The sequence below is a fragment of the Phenylobacterium sp. genome (assembly GCF_030693625.1).
In the GTDB taxonomy this organism is placed as follows: domain Bacteria; phylum Pseudomonadota; class Alphaproteobacteria; order Caulobacterales; family Caulobacteraceae; genus Phenylobacterium; species Phenylobacterium ferrooxidans.
Genome location: NZ_JAUYAF010000040.1, coordinates 1 through 17,861, shown reverse-complemented (window position 1 = coordinate 17,861; position 17,861 = coordinate 1). Strand labels below are relative to the sequence as shown.

Here is a 17,861-nt window from a genome sequence, read left to right as displayed (position 1 = left end):
GAAGGCTAGGGCGCCCTGGTGACAGGATGTGGCAGCAGGCTACCGCTTCTTCTTCCCCGCCGCCGCGATGGCCTTGTCGAGGTCGGCCAGGGTGACGCCGTTCACCTTCACGCCGTTGACGAAGAAGAAGGGGGTGGAGTCCACGCCGCGGGCGACGCCGGCGGCCACCCGGGCCTCCAGGGCCTCGCCATGGGCCGGGTTGTTGACGCAGGCGGTGACCTCGGGCTCGGACAGACCGGCTTCCTTGGCGACCTCCAGCAGGACCGGGCGCAGCTGGCGGGTCTCGAAGATTTCGGCCTGGCGGCGGAAGAGGCCGTCCACCATGGAATAGTACTTGTCGGCCCCGGCGCAGCGGGCGGTGATGAAGCCGATGGCGGCGACATTGGCGGGCTCGGTGAGGAACTCGTGCAGGGTGTAGCGGACCTTGCCGGTGTCGATGTACTTGGCCTTGAAGGCCGGGAAGACCTCATTGTTGAACTGGGCGCAGTGGTTGCAGCTCAGGGAGGCGTACTCCTCGACGTGGATCTTCGCCGTGGGTTTGCCCAGGGACGGCTCGCCCGTGACATAGGCCGGGGCGGCGCTGGCGGCGCCGGCGATGAGGGCGAAGGCGAGACTGAGCAGGGCGTGACGCAAGGGGGAGCTTCCTGACTGGGGACGACCCCAGGACACCGCCTGCGCCCAGCCTGTCAACTCAAGGCCGTTGGCGCTGGGACCTGGGAGCCGTCATAATGCGCGCCAGGCGGGACTCATTTCCCGCCGACAGCATTTCCGTCGCGTAGATTCTTGGGGATTTCATGTCGGTTTCGACCGCGGCCGAGCGCGCCGCACCGCCGCGCTGGCCCGACGGCTACTTCACGGTCAAGGACGGGACCCGCCTGCACTATGTGGAGGCCGGCCAAGGCGTTCCGGTGATCCTGATCCACGGGGCGCGGGGCAGCGCCATCGGCAACTGGTTCTCCAACGGCATCGCGCCAAGGCTGGCGCAGACCAACCACGTCTACGCCCTCGACATGCGGGCCCACGGCCTGTCGGGCGGGGCGCGGCACAGCCATTTCAACATGGCCGACGACGTCCTGGAATTCATGGACCAGATGGGGATCGGCAAGGCCCACATCGCCGGCTACTCCATGGGCGGCGGGGTGACTCTGCAACTGCTGGCCCGCGCGCCGGAGCGGTTCATCACCGCCTGCTTCCAGGGCTCGGGGATCAGCGAGGTCGGGGAGTGGAAGGACAAGGTCCCGCCCGACGTGACCGGAGAGGCCCCCGACGAGGCCGCCGCCAACGCCCGGGTCAAGGCGCGTCGCCAGGCCAAGGGCGAGGAGGTGGGCAACGACCTCGGCGACAAGATCCGCGCCAAGGTCCAGGCCGTCGTGGGCGGCGGCGCGGTGCGGGCCATGGAGGACATGGCCGGCCGCATGATGGCGACCCTCCACAAGCTGGACCTCTCCAGGGTCGACTTCCCGGTCATGGCCATCAATGGCGAGTACGACCGCCCCAATGCGCGGACCCACCGCATGGCGCGCGAGTTGCCGGACTTCACCAATCTGGTCCTGCCGGGCAAGGGCCACCTGAGCGCCATGATGGCGGGGTTCATCCCGGAAGAATACATCGAGGGCTACGCCGCCTTCGTGGCCCGCAACAACCCGCCGGGCGCGGCGCGCAAGGGCATGTGACCTGGGACGATCTACGGCAGGGCGCCTGCGCTCAGCCCGAACCGCGGGCGACGGGCGTGCACCCGACCCGACATCCGCCCCTGAAGGCCGTCAGCGCCGGGCGAGCCGCTCAAGTGCGTCACACTTGGCCTCGGTGACCTCCGGCCAGGGACCGGGATCGGCGCCGATCACTCTCAGGGCCTCGTCCCGGCTGATCCGCTCCCGGCGCGCGAGCAGGTCCGCGGCGCGGTCGGCGAAGGCGCGACCCGAGGCCATGGCGGTGGTGTAGTTGAAGCGCGCGGCGGGCTCGGTCCGCCAGGCGGTGGCCGCGGGGCGGCGCCCATGGGAGATCTGGGAGGCGTCACGCCCCCAGGTGTTGGCGAAGGCAGGCGTGGCGCCGAGATAGCGCTTCAGGGCGCAGGACTGCTGCACGCGCCAAGCTGGCGCGGCGTGGGCGCCCGAGGCGTACACCGCCATCAGCAGCGCGAGAGACAGACTGCGCTTCATCGTCAGATAGGATGCCCGCCCATGACGGCGATCGCAATGACCGCAGCCAACGTCATGACGGCGTAGATGACATGTCCCACGTTGGGCCCCCAAGAATCGTAGCTTCGATACGACTCTAGTCAGAGCGGGGAGCGCCACATGACACAGTTGGACTATGGCCCCGCAGCGCGCGGGGCCATCGCCAGGACTACTTGTCGACCGCCTTGCTGACGACCGTACCCACCGCCGCGCCGGCGGCGGCGCCCACGGGGCCACCGATCACGGCGCCGGTGATGGCGCCGGTGGAGGCGCGCTGCTCGACGTTGTGGCCACAGGCCGCGAGGGTCAGGGCGACGCTCGCAATGGCAAGAAGGCTAAGGGTTTTCCGCATGACATAGCTCCGGTTCAGGGGGTCTCGGCGGGAAGAACGGCGGCGAACGGTAGAGGTTCCGAACGGCCTGCAGAGGCGCCTGTCCACAGGCATTTCCATGCTGCGCTGCAATATGAGCTTGCGAATCGTAAACTCTGCGGTCATAAGCACGGCAACTTCGCCATGGCCTGCCTTCCACGTGTAAGGAGCAGGCCCGCCGCGGAACGCCGCCAGCACGTGCAGGGGCGTCGAGCAGCAAACGATGTCTGGGGGCGCTTCCGCCTTCGCCACACGGGACAACCATCCTTTGCTATCCAAACCTCAGGCGCGCGCCGATTGGCGTGCGTTGACCAGTGCTGTGCTGCTGGGTTCGGGCGTCGGCCTGGGCCTCGGCGCCGCCTATCTGGCCGGCGGGATGGCGCGCGCCACCACCGACCACCAACGTACGGCCCGCCTGGCCGAAGCCGCCGCCGGGGGCTTTTCGGAAGCCGTTCTTCAGCGCGAAGCCGCCGACATGGATCCTGGAATCCTGGCCGTGGCGCGCCGTCATGACCCCTTCACCGTGGCCGGCGACGCCGAGCGCGACCGCCAGTCCGCGATCCTCGCCGCCCGGCTGGAAAAGCGCGACCGCAACCCGGCGTCTGCCGTCGTGCTGCGCGCCGCCTTCGCCGGTCCCCTGGTCCCGTCGGCGCCGCCGTTCCGCATGGCCGGCATGCTGGAGACCTCGCGCGAGCTGGAGTGCCTGACCCAGGCCGTCTATTTCGAAGCCCGCGGCGAGACCGCCGTCGGCCAGCAGGCCGTGGCCCAGGTGGTGCTGAACCGCGTGCGCCATCCGGCCTATCCCAAGAGCGTCTGCGGTGTCGTGTTCCAGGGCGCCGCCCGGGCTCGCGGATGCCAGTTCAGCTTCGCCTGCGACGGCTCCATGCGTCGGGGCCGCGAGGTCGTCGCCTGGAACCGCGCCAAGCAGGTCGCCGGTCGCGCCCTGTCGGGAGGCCTGATGGCCTCGGTGGGCGACGCCACCAGCTTCCACACCACCGGCGTCTCCCCCAACTGGGGCGCCCGCATGGTTCGGGTGGCCCAGGTCGGGACCCACATCTTCTACCGCTTCGGCCGTGGCGCGGCGCCTGCGACCTATGTCGCCGACAGCCGGGCTGGCCATCATGAGACGCCCGCCGCCGAGACCGTCTATGCCAGCCTGACGCCGATGCCGGCCCAGGCGGGTGCGCCGGACTTCCGCCTGACGTCGGCGGTGGTGGTCTCTGGACCCTCCGAAACGGCGCAGCAGGCCACCCCGGAACCGGCGGCCGCGCCGGCCACGCCTTCCCTGGAAGCCAAGGCTGAGAAGGGCAGGTTGACCCCGGTCAGCCAAATCAAGCCCGCCGAGCCCGTGGCCCCGAAGGTCGCCAGCGCTTCCTGATCGGCCTCGCCGTATTACGGGCGCCTGACGGGCGCACTGCGGCTTGCGGTGGGGCTGGGCGCTAGCCGAAGCTCGCCCTTCGCCCAACGCGACCGAAGGAGCGTTCATGCACGCCGGAGATCACAACGCCGAACTGGCCCAGGCCCTGCTCGGAGTCAGCTACGATCAGCTGACGCCGGTGCAGCGAAGCGTCATCGACCTGATCGCCACCGAGCAGCCGAGCGGGCTGAACCCCAAGCTGACGGGGGACGACCGCACCTACTGGCAGAGGTTGGCCGACACCATCGCCGCGGTTGGCGGATCGTGGACCTTCATCTTCAGTTTCCTGGGGGTGCTCACCGCCTGGGTGACCTGGAACGTCCTGGCCGGGAATCTGACCTTCGATCCCTACCCCTTCATTTTCCTGAACCTGATGATGTCGATGATCGCGGCCCTGCAGGCGCCGGTGATCATGATGAGCCAGAACCGCGCCGCGGCGCGCGACCGCGTGAACGCCGAGCACGACTATGTCGTGAACCTGCGCGCCGAGCTGGAGATCATGCACCTGCACGACAAGCTCGACGCCCTGCGCAGCGAGGACCTGGTCAAGGTGATCAAGGCCCAGACCGAGACCCTGAACCTGCTCAAGCGCGACATGGCCGAACTGAAGGCGATGCGGGGCTAGGCCCGCGCCGCCCGCCGCAGGGCCTGGGGCGGCTGGCCGAAGGCGCGGAGGAAGGCGCGGCGCATCCGCTCGGGGTCGCCGAACCCCACGGTTTCGGCCACGCGGTCGATGGGATCGGAGGAGGCCTCCACCCGCTCGCGCGCGGTCTCCAGGCGTAGGCGCTCCACAGCCTTGGCCGGCGTCATTCCGGTCTCGGCGGCGAAGGCGCGGGCGAAGTGGCGGGGGCTCATGGCGGCCCGGTCGGCCAGCTGGTCGACGGTGAGCGGCTGGTCCAGATGCTCGCGCATCCAGTCCAGCAGGCCCGCGAACCGGCCACCCTGGCCGCCCATCTCGATCAGGGCCGAGAACTGCGACTGGCCGCCCGGCCGCCGGTGATAGACCACCAGGGTCTGGGCGGTCTTGCGGGCGATGTCCTCGCCCAGGTCCTGCGCGATGAGGGCCAGGGACAGGTCGATCCCCGCCGTGATCCCCGCCGAGGTCCAGATCGCCCCGTCCCGGACGAAGATGCGGTCGGCCTCCACCCGGACCTTGGGATAACGCTTCTGCAGTTCTGCGCTGCGGGCCCAGTGGGTGGTGGCGAGCTTGCCGTCCAGCAGGCCGGCCTCGGCCAGCAGATAGGCGCCCGAACAGACGCTGGCCGTCCGCCTCGCCCTGGCCGCCACCCGCTGGATATAGGCCTTGGTCGCGGGGTCCTTCGACGCCTGGCTGGCCCCGATGCCGCCGGAGATCACCAGGGTGTCGAGATCTTCGTCCAGCGCTCCGGCGCCCATGCCGGCGGCGGCCGAACTGGCGACCATCCCCGGCTCCGCCGCCATCACCTTCAGGCTGTAGGCGCCCGGCACGTAGCGCCCGGCGATCTCGAAGGCGCCCAGCGGCCCGGCCGCGTCCAGCAGCTGGAAGTCGGGGAAGATCAGGAAGCCAATTTGCCGGGGCATGGCTGAATCCGAGGTAAGATTGTCATTTCAGACGGACGCTAGGCCTGCGACCCTGGAGTCGTCAACTTGCAGGGAGACCCCGCCATGTCCGACCTCGTCATCGTCTTCCCACTCTATCCGGGCGTCACCCACCTCGACTTCACCGGCCCGCAGCAGGTCTTGTGTCGCGTGCCCGGCGCGAAGATCATCGTCGCCTCCATGGGCGGCGCCGACATCGAGGCCGACGGACTGACCTTCACCAACCTGGCCGACCTCGCTCAGGTCGAGACCTGCGACGTGATCTGCGTGCCCGGCGGCTTCGGGACCAGCGCGGCCATGCTGGACGAGGCCTTCATGAGCCACATCAAGCGGCTGGCAGGCGGGGCGAAGTACCTCACCAGCGTCTGCACCGGCTCGCTGATCCTGGCGGCCACCGGCCTGCTGAAGGGCAAGCGCGCCACCTGCCACTGGGCCTGGAAGGACCAGCTGAAGCCCTTCGGCGTCATTGTCACCGAGGGCCGTGTGGTCCGCGATGGCAATATCATCACCGGCGGCGGGGTGACCGCGGGCCTGGACTTCGCCTTCACCATGGTGGCCGAGCTGGCGGGCGATGCGCTCGCCCAGTCCCTGCAGCTTGGGCTGGAATATTCCCCCGCCCCGCCGTTCAACGCCGGGACCCCGGACACCGCCCCGCCGGAGATCCTGGCGGCGGTGAGAGCCATGATGGCCGGGGCCATGGGCGAGCGCCAGGAGGCGGCCGAGGAAGCCGCCCGCCGGCTGGAAGCCGTCTAAGGGTTGGGTCGCGCTGACGTCCACCTCCCGGCCAGGCCGGGGAGTGGACGGCGTCCAACGCCGGAAGGTGGGCCTAGCGCCGAGGAACGCCTAGTCGGCGATGTGGATCAGCATCTTGCCGTTGTTCAGGCCGTCGAACAGACCGATCAGACCTTCCGGCGCACGCTCGAAGCCGTCCAGGATGGTCTCCTGGTACTTGATCTGACCCGACTTCAGCCAACCTGTCATGTCGGCCAGGAAGTCGGCGTTCATGTGCGGGAAGTCGCCGGCGACGAAGCCCTCCATGCGGATGCGGCCATAGATCAGGGAGAATAGGTTCTTCACCCCTTCGCCGTCGCCGTTATAGGTGGAGATCATGCCGCAGACCGGGATGCGGCCGCGCACGTTCATGCGGGGCAGGGCGGCGTCCAGGTGCGCGCCGCCGACATTCTCGAAATAGACGTCGATGCCCTTGGGCGTGGCCGCCTTCAGGGCCTCGGCCAGGTTCTCTTTCTTGTAGTTGATCACCGCGTCGATCCCGACCTCGCCCTTCAGCCAGGCGGCCTTCTCGTCGGTCCCGGTGGAGCCCACCACGTAGCAGCCCTTGATCTTGGCGATCTGGGCCACGACCGAGCCCACCGCCCCGCCGGCGGTGGAGACGAAGACCTGCTCGCCGTCCTTCAGGGCGCCGGTGCCCAGCAGGCCGCCATAGGCGGTGATGCCGGTGCCGCCGAGCGCGTGCATATAGACGCTCAGCGGCAGGTCCGGATCGCGGTTCAGCACCGAGACGCCGCGCCCGTCAGAGACGAAGGTCTCGCGGAAGCCGGCGCCGTGGCGGACCAGGTCACCCTCCTTGAACTTGGGGTTCTTCGACTGGGTCACCCGGCCGATGCCGCCGCCCAGCAACGGCGCGTCCAAGGCCTGATCGGCGTCGAGGCGCGGCCGCATGTAGGGGTCCACCGACATCAGCAGGGCCGTGACCTGGATCTCGCCCTCGGCGGCGTCGGCGACGGGGGCCTCCACCAGGGCGAAGTCCTCAAGCACCGGCTTGCCGTTGGGGCGGCGGACGAGGTGGATCTGGCGGGCGGTGGTCATGGGAAACTTCCTGGCGAGACTGGAATGAATTCAAACAATCGTTTGGAGGTAGTCCCGCAAGCCGCCGCGGTCACGCCAGAAAAACTCAAGCCCGCCGGTCAGGGCGGGCTTGAGCGGGTCATGGTTTGGCGCGCTCGGCGCTGTTTTCCTGTGTATCGCGTTTGCCCTTCACGTCATGGGCGTGGTGTCGGTCACGCTCACCGCCGCCTCCGGAGACGTGGCTGAAGGGGGTGTTGGTGGGCTCGCCCGGCGCGCGGGGATCGATCTTGGGCGGTTGCGGCTTGGAGGCGTCCTCGTGGCTCGCGCCCGGGCCGCCCCAGCGTTCGGTGTTGGGGTGTTTCTCAGGCATGTCAGCGGTCCTGAACCTTGTGCTGCACGCTGTCGACGTTCTGGTGGATGTTCCCCTGGCGGCCTTGCTCGCGCAGGTTCACGTCACCGTCGCCGGTCTCGGTGGACTGCAGGCCGGTCTGCTGGTCACGGCGGCCTTGGTTGGCCCCAGTGATGTCGGGCTTCTCGCCCTTGAAGGACTGCTGTTCCGGCGGAATGGGAGGGGCTTTGGACATGGTCTTGATCTCCTCTTGCTTGAGAAGAGAACCGACCGGCCGCCGCCTTGTTCCGAGAATTCAGACGGCGTCGAGGCCGATGTCGAGCACCGGCGCCGAGTGGGTCAGGGCGCCGACGCTGATCACCTGGACGCCGCTTTGCGCGATGGCGCGCACCGTCTGCAGGTTCACACCGCCCGAGGCCTCCAGCACCACCTTGTCGCCGGCCAGGGCCACGGCGGTCTTCAGGTCGTCGGGACTGAAATTGTCCAGCATGATCACGTCGGCGCCGTGCGGCAGGGCTTCGCGAAGCTGCTCCAGGCTGTCGACCTCCAGCTCCACCTTGGTGAGGTGGCCGGCGAAGGCCCGCGCGCGTTTGAGCGCATTGGCGACCCCGCCGCAGGCCGCGACATGGTTGTCCTTGATCAGGATGGCGTCATCCAGCCCGAAGCGGTGGTTGACCCCGCCGCCGCAGCGCACCGCGTATTTCTCCAGGTGGCGCAGGCCCGGCGTGGTCTTGCGGGTGTCGACAATGCGGGCGGCGGTGCCCTGGGTCTGGTCGACATAGGCCCGCGTCAGGGTGGCGACCCCGGACAGGCGGCCCATCAGGTTCAAGGCCGTGCGTTCGGCCGACAGGATGGCGCGTGCATTGCCGGTGACCTTGGCCAGGACCGCGCCAGCCTCGACGCTGGCGCCGTCCTCCACCACGGCCTCGAAGCTGGCCTTGGGGTCGAGGGCCAGGATCGCCAGGCGCGCGCAGGCCAGGCCCGCCACCACGCCGCTCTGCCGGGTGGCGAAGACCACGCTCATCTCGGCGTCGGCGTCGATGCAGGCCTGGGCCGTGATGTCCCCCGCCCGGCCGAGGTCTTCGGCAAGCGCGGCGCGGACGGTGGGTTCGATCAGCAGGTCGGGGAGGGGTTGGATCATTCGGCCGCTAAACTGAGAGGGTCATCCGACTTGAGGTCGGCGAAGGTGACGAAGGTCCGCTTGGGGGGCAGGGGCTCAGGGAAGTCGGAGCGGTAATGGCCGCCCCGGCTTTCCTTGCGGTCCAGGGCGCACTGGGCTGTCAGGCGGGCGGCCACCAGGGGGCCGGCGCGGCCGTGGGCGGCCTCGAAGCGATCGATCTCGGAAAGCAGGTTGGTGAGGCCGGCGCCGTCGCGGACCACGCCGGCGTCGCGGCTCATGCCGATGCGCAGGGCGGCCAGGGCCTGCGCCGGCAGGTCCGGGGTCAGGATGCGGCGCAGGGGACCGGAGGGGGCCTCGCGTTGCTCGCGGGCCGCCTTGCCAGCGCGGGTCCCGAAGACGGCGGCCTCAAGCAGGGAGTTGGACGCCAGGCGATTGGCGCCGTGCACGCCGGTGGACGCGCACTCGCCGGCCGCGAACAGCCCCTCCAGGGAGGTCTGGCCGTTGGCGTCGGTGACGATGCCGCCCATGTGGTAGTGGCAGGCTGGCGCAACGGGGATCGGCTGTACGCGTGGATCGACGCCGCCCGACAGGCAGGCGGCGTAGACGGCGGGAAACTCCTCGGGGAAGTGATCGCCGACGGCGGCGCGAGCGTCCAGGAAGGCGCCTCGGCCGGCGGCCAGCTCGGCATGGATGGCGCGGGCCACCACGTCGCGTGGCGCCAGCTCGGCGTCCGGGTGGTAGCCGGCCATGAAGAACTCGCCCGCCGCATTGATCAGCCGGGCCCCCTCGCCGCGCAGGGCCTCGGTGGCCAGGGGGGCGGGATCACGGCCGATATCGATGGCCGTGGGGTGGAACTGCACGAACTCGGGATCGGCGATGGTGGCGCCGGCCAGGGCCGCCAGGGCCAGGCCCTCGCCCTGTAGTTCGGCTGGGGTGGTGGTGACCGCGTAGAGGCCGCCGATGCCGCCGGTGGCGAACAGGGTGGCTGGCGCGGTGATCTCGATCAGGCGTCCGCCCTCTTCGGCCACGACGCCGCGAACCCGGCCGCTCAGGTCGTGCAGCACGCCGCGCAGGCGCATGCCGGCCCGGACCTCGATGTGCCGTGAAGAAAGAGCCGTCTGGACGACCGCCTCCATGATCGCGCGGCCGGCCTGGTCGCCCTTCACCCGGGCCACGCGGCTGCGGGAGTGGGCGGCCTCCAGGCTGGTGGCGAAGTCGCCGGCGGCGTCGCGGTCGAAGGGGGCCCCCAGGGCCGCCAGGTGGCGCACGGCGGCCGGGCCTTCCTTGGCCAGCAGGTGGGCCATGGCGGAATCCACCAGGCCCGCGCCCGCCGCGATGGTGTCGGCGGCGTGCAGGGCGGGCGCGTCGTCAGCCGACAAGGCCGCCGCCATCCCCCCTTGCGCCCAGGCCGACGAGCAGCCCTGGTTCAGGGGGGCGCCGGTGAGCAGCAGGACGCTGCGCGGCGCGGCGGCCAGGGCCGCGCTCAGGCCAGCCAGGCCCGCGCCGACGATCAGGACGCCGTCATGGTGGATCCGGTCGGCCACCTCAGATCAGCTCCACGTCCACGTGGTGGCGGGCCTTCACCAGGTCGTAGCGGGCCGGGACCAGGGGCGGCGGCAGGTCGATCATCCGTTGCACGGCCACGCGAGCGCGGGCGGCGATGGCCGGATCGACGGTCACCTCGTAGCGGTTGTGGACCAGGCTCTCGTAGATGTTTTCCAGCGTGATCCGCTTCATGTGCGGGCACAGGTTGCAGGGGCGCACGAACTCGGTGTCGATGGCGTCGACGGCGACGTTGTCGGCCATGGAGCATTCGGTGATCAGCACCACCTGCTTGGGCTTCCGCGTCAGGACGTAGTCGTTCATCGCCGCGGTCGAACCGGCGAAGTCCGACACTTCCAGCACCTCGGCCGGGCATTCCGGGTGGGCCAGGATCTGGGCGTTGGGATAGGCGGCCTTCAGCTCCAGGATGTCGGCGGCGGTGAAGCGTTCATGCACCTCGCAGCGGCCCTGCCAGGCGATGATCTTGATGTCGGTCTGACGCGCCACGTTGCGGGCCAGGAACTCGTCGGGGATCAGGATCACCCGGTCGACGCCCCACTCGCGCGCCACATGCTCCACCACCTGGACGGCGTTGGCGCTGGTGCAGCAGACGTCGGTCTCGGCCTTCACGTCGGCGGTGGTGTTGACGTAGGTGACCACCGGCAGGCCGGGATAGCGCTGCTTGATCAGGCGCACGTCGGCGCCGGTGATCGAGGAGGCCAGGCTGCAGCCGGCGCGCAGGTCCGGGATCAGCACCGTCTTCTCTGGCGACAGGATCTTGGAGGTCTCCGCCATGAAGTGCACGCCGGCCTGGACGATGATCTTGGCGTCCGACTTGGCGGCTTCCTTGGCCAGGCCCAGGCTGTCGCCGACATAGTCGCCGACCCCGTGGAAGATGTCGGGCGTCATGTAGTTGTGGGCCAGGATGACCGCGTTCTTCTCGCGCTTCAGGCGGTTGATCTCGGCGATCAGCGGGGCCTGGAGGCGCCATTCCATGGGCGTGATGTGGCCCTTCACCTTTTCCCAAAGCGGCTGGGTGGCCTTGTCGACCTCAGGCGTGAACGCGAATTGGAACCCGTCGGCCATCTGGCCCTCCTTATGCTCACATTGAGCATTTCTTCCGCCTCAAAAACGCCGGGGAACACTCTCGGCACCCTCGGCGTGATGGATATGCTCAATTGGAGCAAAACCCAATAACAGACATATAGCCCCGTGTTCGCGCTCCGGCAAGGGGATCTTCAGCGGACGGCGCGAGGATCCCCTGACGCGTCCGAGGCGCGCGTCGCGCCGGGACGGCTGGCCGGGACGCGCGGCGGGGGATAATGGCTCCTGGGCCCGGCCACGGGTTCACCGTCGAACCTTCGCCCTCTTCCTTGCTACACTGTGACCCCGGAAACGATCGAAAGACCCGACGCTGAGCCTCCGCCTTCCTCCCTGTCACCGCGCCGGCCTGGCCCTGGCCGCGCTCGCGGTCCTGCTGGCCGGGTGCGTGACCTACTATGTGCCGCGCGGGGCCGGGCGGCTGCAGGGCGTGGCGAGCGTCAGCGAGACCCTGTCCGACAAGGGCCTGGCGCGGCTGACCGCCGACATGGACCCGGCCATGCTGGCCCTGGCCCGTCGGCACGATCCCCGCCATGGCGCCGATCTCTGGGGCCGGCCGGAGGGCTGGTCCAGCCTGGATATCCGCACCCCGCCCGACCTCGGCTTCGGCACGGCGGTGGACGCCCTGGCCGAGGACATCAACGCGCTGCGGCCCTTCTCCCACCTGCCGATCCGGCCCATGAAGCCCTTCAAGCTGGACGTCGCCACCCGGGACGGCGACCGCGCCCTGCTGTGCCTGGCCCAGGCCGTCTATTACGAATCCGCCCGCGAGCCACAGCTCGGGCAGGAGGCCGTGGCCCAGGTAGTGCTGAACCGCCTGCGCCATCCGGCCTATCCGAAGTCGGTGTGCGGCGTGGTCTATCAAGGCTCGGCCCGGACCACCGGGTGCCAGTTCACCTTCACCTGCGACGGGGCGTTGCAATACGCCCCGGAGGTCGGCCGCTGGCGGCAGGCCCAGGACGTGGCCCGCCGCGCTCTCAACGGTTTCGTCGCCAAGGGCGTGGGTTCGGCGACCCACTACCATGCCCAGTATGTCGCCCCCTACTGGGCGCCCACCCTGGTGAAGATGAAGCAGATCGGGGCGCACATCTTCTACCGCTGGACCGGTCCCTGGGGCGAGCCGCCGGCCTTCACCGGCCGCTACGCCGGGGGAGAGTCCAACCTGTCGGCGGCCATCCTCGGCAGCCTCGACCAGCGCACCCAGGGGCTGCTCGATCCGGAGGGGCAGGGCGTGCCGGCCGGCCGCAAGATCACGCTTTCGGTGGGGGGCGAGGTGCGCACCTACAACGTCGTCGATCCCCTGGCGGCCGGCGGCGAACGCACCCGCGTCCTGGGGACCATCTTCGCCCCGCGCCGCAAGCCGACGCCGGAGGAGATCAAGAAGATCAACGAGTCCCTGGCGGCCATGGAAGCCCCGGTGGCCACCCCCGCCGCGCCGCTGGGGGTTCCCGCGCCGGACTAGTTTCCGAAGGCGTCGGGGTAGGCCACCAGCACGGGTTCGGCCAGGGCGCCGTCCTCGATCTCCAGGGCCATGAAGGCGGGGCTGCCGGAGTAGGGGGCCTTCAGCTTGGCCGCCGCCTCCGGGGTGAAGCCGAACTTCGGGTAATATGTCGGGTGGCCGAGCACGACGACCGCGTGGGTCCCGAACTCGCGGGCGGTGTCGAGAGAGGCCTTCACCAGCCGCGAGCCGACCCCGGACCTCTGCAGGTCAGGGCGGACGGCCATGGGCGCCAGGGCGGCGTACATGTTGACGCTGTCGGCCCACAGCCGGCTGTAGAAGATGTGGCCCACCACGACGCCGTCCTCGTCGGCCACCAGCTCGAAGACCTTGTCGCCATCGGCGCGCAGGCGCTCCACCAGGTCAGCCTCGTCGGGCTTGCCAAAGGCGGCGATGTTGATCTCGCGGATGGCGGCGTGGTCGGCGGGTTTGGCGTGTCGGATCATCCCGCCAGCTTACCCGCTCAGGGCTTCAGGGGAAGGCACAGCTCCGTCAGCAGGTCGGCGGGCGCGGTCTTTCGCGGGTCATTGAGGTTGACCTCGACGCAGGGGGCGTTGGCCGGCTCCTCGCCGCTGGTGGGCAGCCAGGCGAACAGCTCCTCGTAGCCCTGGCCGATCTGGGCGTAGGGGCCCTTGTACAGCAGCACGGGCATAGCGGCCGGCGGCGACCTCGTGGATCGTCACCGTATCGTCGGTCCCGACCTCAGGGCTCACCGTGAGGCCGGCCAGGGCGCGCTGGTCGGCGGGCGGGACCACCGACATGTCGTCCAGATAGACCGCGACGCCCACGGCGGGCGGCATGACCACGCCCTTGGGCCCGGCCCAGGCCATCAGCCGGTCGAAGGCCTGGCCGATCTGCTGCGGCGGTCCTCTGTGGGGCACGGTGGCGATGCGCATGGCGGGGCGGTCCTGAACTTCGACGGGCATGGCTGGAGCTCCAGTTTCGGCGCGCCGGGTCGCTCGAAAGGCGGCGGGCGCAAGGTCGTAGGCGGCGCGGAAGGCGCGGGTGAAGGCGGGGTTGGAGCCATAGCCGGCGCGCCGTGCGATCTCGGCGATCGGCGCCTGGCTGCGCGCCAGCTCCATGGAGGCCCGCTGCAGTCGCAGGCGGCTCACCGTCTCGATGACGGTCTCGCCGATCATCGTCCGGTAGATACGATGGAAATGGAACGGCGACAGGCAGGCCGCCTCGGCCAGCACCGTCAGGTCCAGGGGCTCATCCAGATGCGCCCAGATGTGCTCGGCCACCCGGTTCAGGCGCTGGGCGTAGCTCTCACGGGTGACGGGCCGGTTCATGGGAAGAGGTTAGCGCAGAGCCGATTGATCGCGCTTGCGAACTTGGTTGATTGGCATTTCCGCCTCGCCGCAAGCCGCAACCGGCGATTGACTTCGTCTCGCCGGATGAGATTAGTCTTTGCTGAAATGTCATCGAGCATTCTGGTCGAGGCCGAAGGATGGAATTGTCTTGAATTTATTCACCAAATCCACGCTCTCAGCTCTTCTTATACTTGGTGGGGGGTGCGTTGCACCCGTGAAGAACTACGAGAGCGTGGCAGCCTCACCGACTTCTGCGACCATCACTTTTTCAAAGGGTTACGTCTCAAGCGCGTTCAAGACTGGCAGCCAAGCTTACTTCCTCGCCAACGCGGGCAATTGCGCCGACCTGAGGCATGCCGGCAGCTTCCTTTGGACAAGCCCCGATTCACGTTCGCTCCGGGTTCCAGGCAATGAGCGGGTCACGGTCGTGGCTGGAACGAATTTCGACAACGTCACGGGCATTGGTAATGCGCCGGGCGGCTTCACCGTCGAGATGCAAAAGCAAGGTTGCGTAGGGGCTGCGACTTTCCTGGCGGAGCCGGGGAGAAGCTACGCGGTCACCCAGCAAATTACGGCCCCGGCCTGTCGAATGGTCGTCATCGACATAGCCAGCCGCGCGGCCGCCAAATCTCTTAGAACGTCGGATGGCGCCGCTTGCGATGTCCATGTGCGAACCCTCACCGAATATCGGTAATCGCCGCCCGACAGGAACAGGGCGGCTGGGCCTGCGAGATCGATCAGTCCCCCGCCACCCAGGACACGTCGGCCCCCAGCGCATTGAGGTTCTCGACGAACTTCGGGTGGGCGCGCTGGATGGGGGTGGCGTTGAGGATGGTGCTTTCGCCCTCGATGCTGGCGGCCAGCATGAACAGCGCGATGGCCACGCGGATGATGTAGGGGCTCTCGACCTGCGCCGGCACCAGCGGCTTGCCGCCGAAGGTGATCAGGCGGTGGGGGTCGCACAGCAGGGAGTGGGCGCCGAACTTGCCCAGTTCCGAGGACCAGCCCAGCGCGCCCTCATAGACCTTGTTCCAGAACATGCACTGGCCTTCGGAGCGCACGCCGAGCGCGACGAAGATCGGCAGCAGGTCAGCCGGCACATAGGGCCAGGGCGCGGCCTCCACCTTCTGCAGGATGTTGGCGGTGAAGGGCTGGCGCACCCGCATGCCGCCGCCGTCGACCTTGGCGCGGCTCCAGCCGTCCTTGTGGGTGATCTCGACGCCGAACTTGGCGAAGGTGCGGTCCAGCAGGGGGAACTGGTCCACCGAGCCGTTCTTCACCGCGATATCGCCGCCGGTCATGGCGCCCATGGCCAGGAAGGTGGCCACCTCGTGGAAGTCGTCGGCGAAGGTGAACTCCGCGCCCGACAGGCTCGCGACCCCCTCGACGGCGATCCGCGAACCGCCGACCCCCTCGAGCCGGGCGCCCATCTTCTCGAGGAACCCGCAGAACTCCTGAACGTGCGGCTCGCAGGCGGCGTTGGTCAGCTGCGACCGTCCCTTGGCGGTGGCGGCGCAGAGGATGAAGTTCTCGGTGGTGGTGACCGAGGCGTAGTCCAGCCAGTGGTCGGTGGTGGCGAACCCCTTGGGGGTCTTGATGTAGATGGCCTCGGGCTTGCGGTCGATCTGGGCGCCGAAGCTCTCGAAGACCTCGATGTGCGGGTCGATCTCGCGGACCCCCAGCGTGCAGCCGGTGACGTCCTCCTCGATACTGGCCCCGCCGAACCGGTAGAGCAGGGCGGGGATCAGCATCAGGGTCGAGCGCATGCCCAGCGGCAGGTGCGCGGCCTTCGGGTCCAGGCCCTCGCCATGGCGCAGTTTCAGGGTGCCCGTGGCGTAGTCCATGTCCACGGAGGAGCCCAGATTTCCGAAGAAATCCAGGATCTTGCGAACGTCTGTTATGTCCGGGACGCGGTGCAGGACGATCGGCTGATCGGTCAGCAGGGTGGCGCACAGGATCGGCAGCACGGCGTTCTTGTTGGCCGAGGGCGTGATGGTTCCGCGCAGGGCGCGTCCGCCTCTCACGATCAGGTTGGTCATGGATGGCAGCCTCGTTGGCTTCGGGCGAAGGTCGTGAAAATCATTCGGGGGCGACGCGATGATGACGAGGTTGGAGGGCCGCCCCAGCCGTTCCTTCTCCCCTTGCGGGAGAAGGTGGCCCTGCGGAGCAGGGTCGGATGAGGGGTCGCGCCGACCTTTTCGGCTAGATCACAGGAGCGCCCGTCGAGGCAAGCGCGACCCCTCATCCGGCGTGCCTGCGCACGCCACCTTCTCCCGCAAGGGGAGAAGGGTCAGAGGGGTGTCTGACCACGGCCTCGGTGACCCACGGACGACCGGCGAAGAGCGTCACCAGGTCCCGATCTTCTCGGCCTCGTGGTGGCTGATCGGGTTGTGGGCCTTGGCGTGGTCTTCCTCGGCCAGCAGCCGCACGGCTTCCAGGGCGGCCATGCAGCCCATGCCCGCCGCGGTGACGGCCTGGCGGTAGACGTCGTCGGTGACGTCGCCCGCCGCATAGACACCGGTGACCGCGGTGGAGGTCGTGCCGGCCTTGACCTTCAGATAGCCAGAGGCGTCCATCTCCAGCTGGCCTTTGAAGAGCTCGGAGGCGGGGGCGTGGCCAATGGCGATGAAGACGCCGTCGCAGGCCACGTCCTGGGTCTCACCGGTCTTGACGTTCTTCAGGCGAACGCCGGTCACCCCCATGGGGTCGCTGTCGCCGGTCACCTCGACGACCGAGCTGTCCCAGATCACCTCGATCTTGGGGTTGGCGAACAGGCGCTCCTGCAGGATTTTCTCGGCGCGGAACTCGTCCTTGCGGTGAACGACGGTGACCTTGGCGGCGAAGTTGGTGAGGAACAGGGCCTCCTCCACCGCGGTGTTGCCGCCGCCCACCACCACCACGTCCTTGCCGCGATAGAAGAAGCCGTCGCAGGTGGCGCAGGCCGAGACGCCGAACCCCTGGAATTTCTGCTCGCTCTCCAGGCCCAGCCACTTGGCCTGGGCGCCGGTGGCGATGATCAGGGTCTCGGCCAGCCACACCTGGCCGGAATCGCACTCCAGTCGGAACGGCCGCTTCGACAGGTCCACCTTCAGGACGATATCGTTGATGATCTCGGTCCCCACATGCTCGGCCTGGGCCTGCATCTGCTCCATCAGCCAGGGACCCTGGATCGCCTCGGCGAAGCCCGGATAGTTCTCCACATCGGTGGTGATGGTCAGCTGACCGCCCGGCTGCAGGCCGGCGATCAGGACGGGATTCAGAAGGGCCCGGGCCGCATAGACCGCGGCAGTATAGCCGGCGGGGCCGGACCCGATGATGAGGCAGCGTGTGGTGCGAGGCTCAGACATGGCTCCTATTTAGAGAAGATTCCGCGATGCGCGAGGGCGCGGGCGCAACAAGATGATCGCCCAGCCGTTCGATGCCCATGACTGAAGCTCCTTCCAACCCCCCGCCGGCCGCCGCCGAACCCGCCACGACGGCGCAGCCTGGAACCGCCAGCCGGGCGAGCCTGCGCACAACCGGGACCTGGCTAGGGGTCGGGACAGCCCTTGGCGCCGGGGCGGGCGCGGTCCTGGGCAGTGTGGCCTTGG

20 protein-coding genes and 1 pseudogene are annotated in these 17,861 nt (G+C 68.9%); 6 read left to right on the top strand and 15 right to left on the bottom strand.

Annotation, left to right across the window (positions count from 1 at the left end; genetic code table 11):
* Positions 1-39 precede the first annotated feature (39 nt).
* Complete coding sequence (locus Q8N10_RS08800) at positions 40-633, bottom strand: thioredoxin domain-containing protein (protein WP_304778522.1); 594 nt, start codon at positions 631-633, stop codon at positions 40-42.
* A gap of 161 nt (positions 634-794) precedes the next feature.
* Between Q8N10_RS08800 and Q8N10_RS08795 the strand changes: the two genes are divergently transcribed.
* Positions 795-1,673: an alpha/beta fold hydrolase gene (locus tag Q8N10_RS08795; RefSeq protein ID WP_304778519.1), complete on the top strand. Its 879-nt coding sequence runs from the start codon at positions 795-797 to the stop codon at positions 1,671-1,673.
* A gap of 90 nt (positions 1,674-1,763) precedes the next feature.
* Here the strand turns inward: Q8N10_RS08795 and Q8N10_RS08790 are convergent, their stop codons facing one another.
* On the bottom strand, positions 1,764-2,159 hold the full coding sequence (locus Q8N10_RS08790; RefSeq protein WP_304778516.1) for a hypothetical protein: 396 nt from the start codon (positions 2,157-2,159) through the stop codon (positions 1,764-1,766).
* Between the two features lie 187 nt (positions 2,160-2,346).
* Positions 2,347-2,529, bottom strand: coding sequence for a hypothetical protein (locus tag Q8N10_RS08785; RefSeq protein ID WP_304778514.1), 183 nt, complete (start codon positions 2,527-2,529; stop codon positions 2,347-2,349).
* A 325-nt stretch (positions 2,530-2,854) separates the two neighbouring features.
* Between Q8N10_RS08785 and Q8N10_RS08780 the strand changes: the two genes are divergently transcribed.
* Positions 2,855-3,925 (top strand): cell wall hydrolase, encoded by a 1,071-nt coding sequence (locus Q8N10_RS08780; RefSeq protein ID WP_304778511.1) that lies wholly within the window; start codon positions 2,855-2,857, stop codon positions 3,923-3,925.
* 106 nt (positions 3,926-4,031) lie between these two features.
* Positions 4,032-4,589: a DUF1003 domain-containing protein gene (locus Q8N10_RS08775; RefSeq protein ID WP_304778508.1), complete on the top strand. Its 558-nt coding sequence runs from the start codon at positions 4,032-4,034 to the stop codon at positions 4,587-4,589.
* Here the strand turns inward: Q8N10_RS08775 and Q8N10_RS08770 are convergent.
* Entirely contained in the window at positions 4,586-5,524 is a 939-nt protein-coding gene (locus tag Q8N10_RS08770) for a GlxA family transcriptional regulator (protein WP_304778505.1), read from the bottom strand. The two genes, Q8N10_RS08775 and Q8N10_RS08770, sit on opposite strands and share 4 nt — an antisense overlap.
* Positions 5,525-5,608: 84 nt before the next feature.
* Between Q8N10_RS08770 and Q8N10_RS08765 the strand changes: the two genes are divergently transcribed.
* Positions 5,609-6,295, top strand: coding sequence for a DJ-1/PfpI family protein (locus tag Q8N10_RS08765; protein ID WP_304778502.1), 687 nt, complete (start codon positions 5,609-5,611; stop codon positions 6,293-6,295).
* Positions 6,296-6,385: 90 nt separating this feature from the next.
* Here the strand turns inward: Q8N10_RS08765 and Q8N10_RS08760 are convergent, their stop codons facing one another.
* The 6 genes from Q8N10_RS08760 to nadA form a co-directional block, all read right to left on the bottom strand.
* Entirely contained in the window at positions 6,386-7,369 is a 984-nt protein-coding gene (locus Q8N10_RS08760) for an NADP-dependent oxidoreductase (protein ID WP_304778499.1), read from the bottom strand.
* A 118-nt stretch (positions 7,370-7,487) separates the two neighbouring features.
* On the bottom strand, positions 7,488-7,718 hold the full coding sequence (locus Q8N10_RS08755; RefSeq protein ID WP_304778496.1) for a hypothetical protein: 231 nt from the start codon (positions 7,716-7,718) through the stop codon (positions 7,488-7,490).
* 1 nt (position 7,719) lies between these two features.
* Positions 7,720-7,932, bottom strand: a complete 213-nt coding sequence (locus Q8N10_RS08750; RefSeq protein ID WP_304778493.1) for a hypothetical protein — start codon at positions 7,930-7,932, stop codon at positions 7,720-7,722.
* 60 nt (positions 7,933-7,992) lie between these two features.
* A complete protein-coding gene (gene nadC, locus Q8N10_RS08745) occupies positions 7,993-8,838 on the bottom strand; it encodes a carboxylating nicotinate-nucleotide diphosphorylase (RefSeq protein ID WP_304778490.1) in 846 nt (281 codons plus the stop codon).
* On the bottom strand, positions 8,835-10,361 hold the full coding sequence (locus tag Q8N10_RS08740) for an L-aspartate oxidase (RefSeq protein ID WP_304778487.1): 1,527 nt from the start codon (positions 10,359-10,361) through the stop codon (positions 8,835-8,837). The genes nadC and Q8N10_RS08740 overlap by 4 nt, the downstream gene beginning before the upstream one ends.
* Position 10,362: 1 nt before the next feature.
* On the bottom strand, positions 10,363-11,445 hold the full coding sequence (gene nadA, locus Q8N10_RS08735) for a quinolinate synthase NadA (protein ID WP_304778484.1): 1,083 nt from the start codon (positions 11,443-11,445) through the stop codon (positions 10,363-10,365).
* Between the two features lie 403 nt (positions 11,446-11,848).
* On the opposite strand from nadA, the gene Q8N10_RS08730 reads away from it, so the two are divergent.
* The gene (locus tag Q8N10_RS08730) at positions 11,849-12,922 is read left to right on the top strand and encodes a cell wall hydrolase (protein WP_304778481.1); all 1,074 of its coding nucleotides are present in this window, start codon (positions 11,849-11,851) and stop codon (positions 12,920-12,922) included.
* Here the strand turns inward: Q8N10_RS08730 and Q8N10_RS08725 are convergent.
* From Q8N10_RS08725 to Q8N10_RS08720, 3 genes and pseudogenes are all read right to left on the bottom strand, one after another.
* Positions 12,919-13,404 (bottom strand): GNAT family N-acetyltransferase, encoded by a 486-nt coding sequence (locus Q8N10_RS08725; protein ID WP_304778478.1) that lies wholly within the window; start codon positions 13,402-13,404, stop codon positions 12,919-12,921. The genes Q8N10_RS08730 and Q8N10_RS08725 overlap by 4 nt on opposite strands.
* Positions 13,405-13,421: 17 nt before the next feature.
* Positions 13,422-13,610 carry a GyrI-like domain-containing protein gene (locus tag Q8N10_RS21020; RefSeq protein WP_370690200.1) on the bottom strand — a complete coding sequence of 63 codons (189 nt, stop codon included), beginning with the start codon at positions 13,608-13,610 and terminating at the stop codon, positions 13,422-13,424.
* A gap of 7 nt (positions 13,611-13,617) precedes the next feature.
* A pseudogene (locus Q8N10_RS08720) lies at positions 13,618-14,250 on the bottom strand (GyrI-like domain-containing protein); the annotation flags it as partial.
* 235 nt (positions 14,251-14,485) lie between these two features.
* On the opposite strand from Q8N10_RS08720, the gene Q8N10_RS08715 reads away from it, so the two are divergent.
* Positions 14,486-14,965, top strand: coding sequence for a hypothetical protein (locus tag Q8N10_RS08715; protein ID WP_305663898.1), 480 nt, complete (start codon positions 14,486-14,488; stop codon positions 14,963-14,965).
* Positions 14,966-15,008: 43 nt separating this feature from the next.
* On the opposite strand, the gene Q8N10_RS08710 is transcribed toward Q8N10_RS08715, so the two are convergent.
* Both Q8N10_RS08710 and trxB read right to left on the bottom strand, forming a co-directional pair.
* On the bottom strand, positions 15,009-16,310 hold the full coding sequence (locus Q8N10_RS08710) for a UDP-N-acetylglucosamine 1-carboxyvinyltransferase (protein WP_304778471.1): 1,302 nt from the start codon (positions 16,308-16,310) through the stop codon (positions 15,009-15,011).
* Between the two features lie 306 nt (positions 16,311-16,616).
* Positions 16,617-17,618: a thioredoxin-disulfide reductase gene (gene trxB, locus Q8N10_RS08705; RefSeq protein ID WP_305663897.1), complete on the bottom strand. Its 1,002-nt coding sequence runs from the start codon at positions 17,616-17,618 to the stop codon at positions 16,617-16,619.
* Positions 17,619-17,861 lie beyond the last annotated feature (243 nt).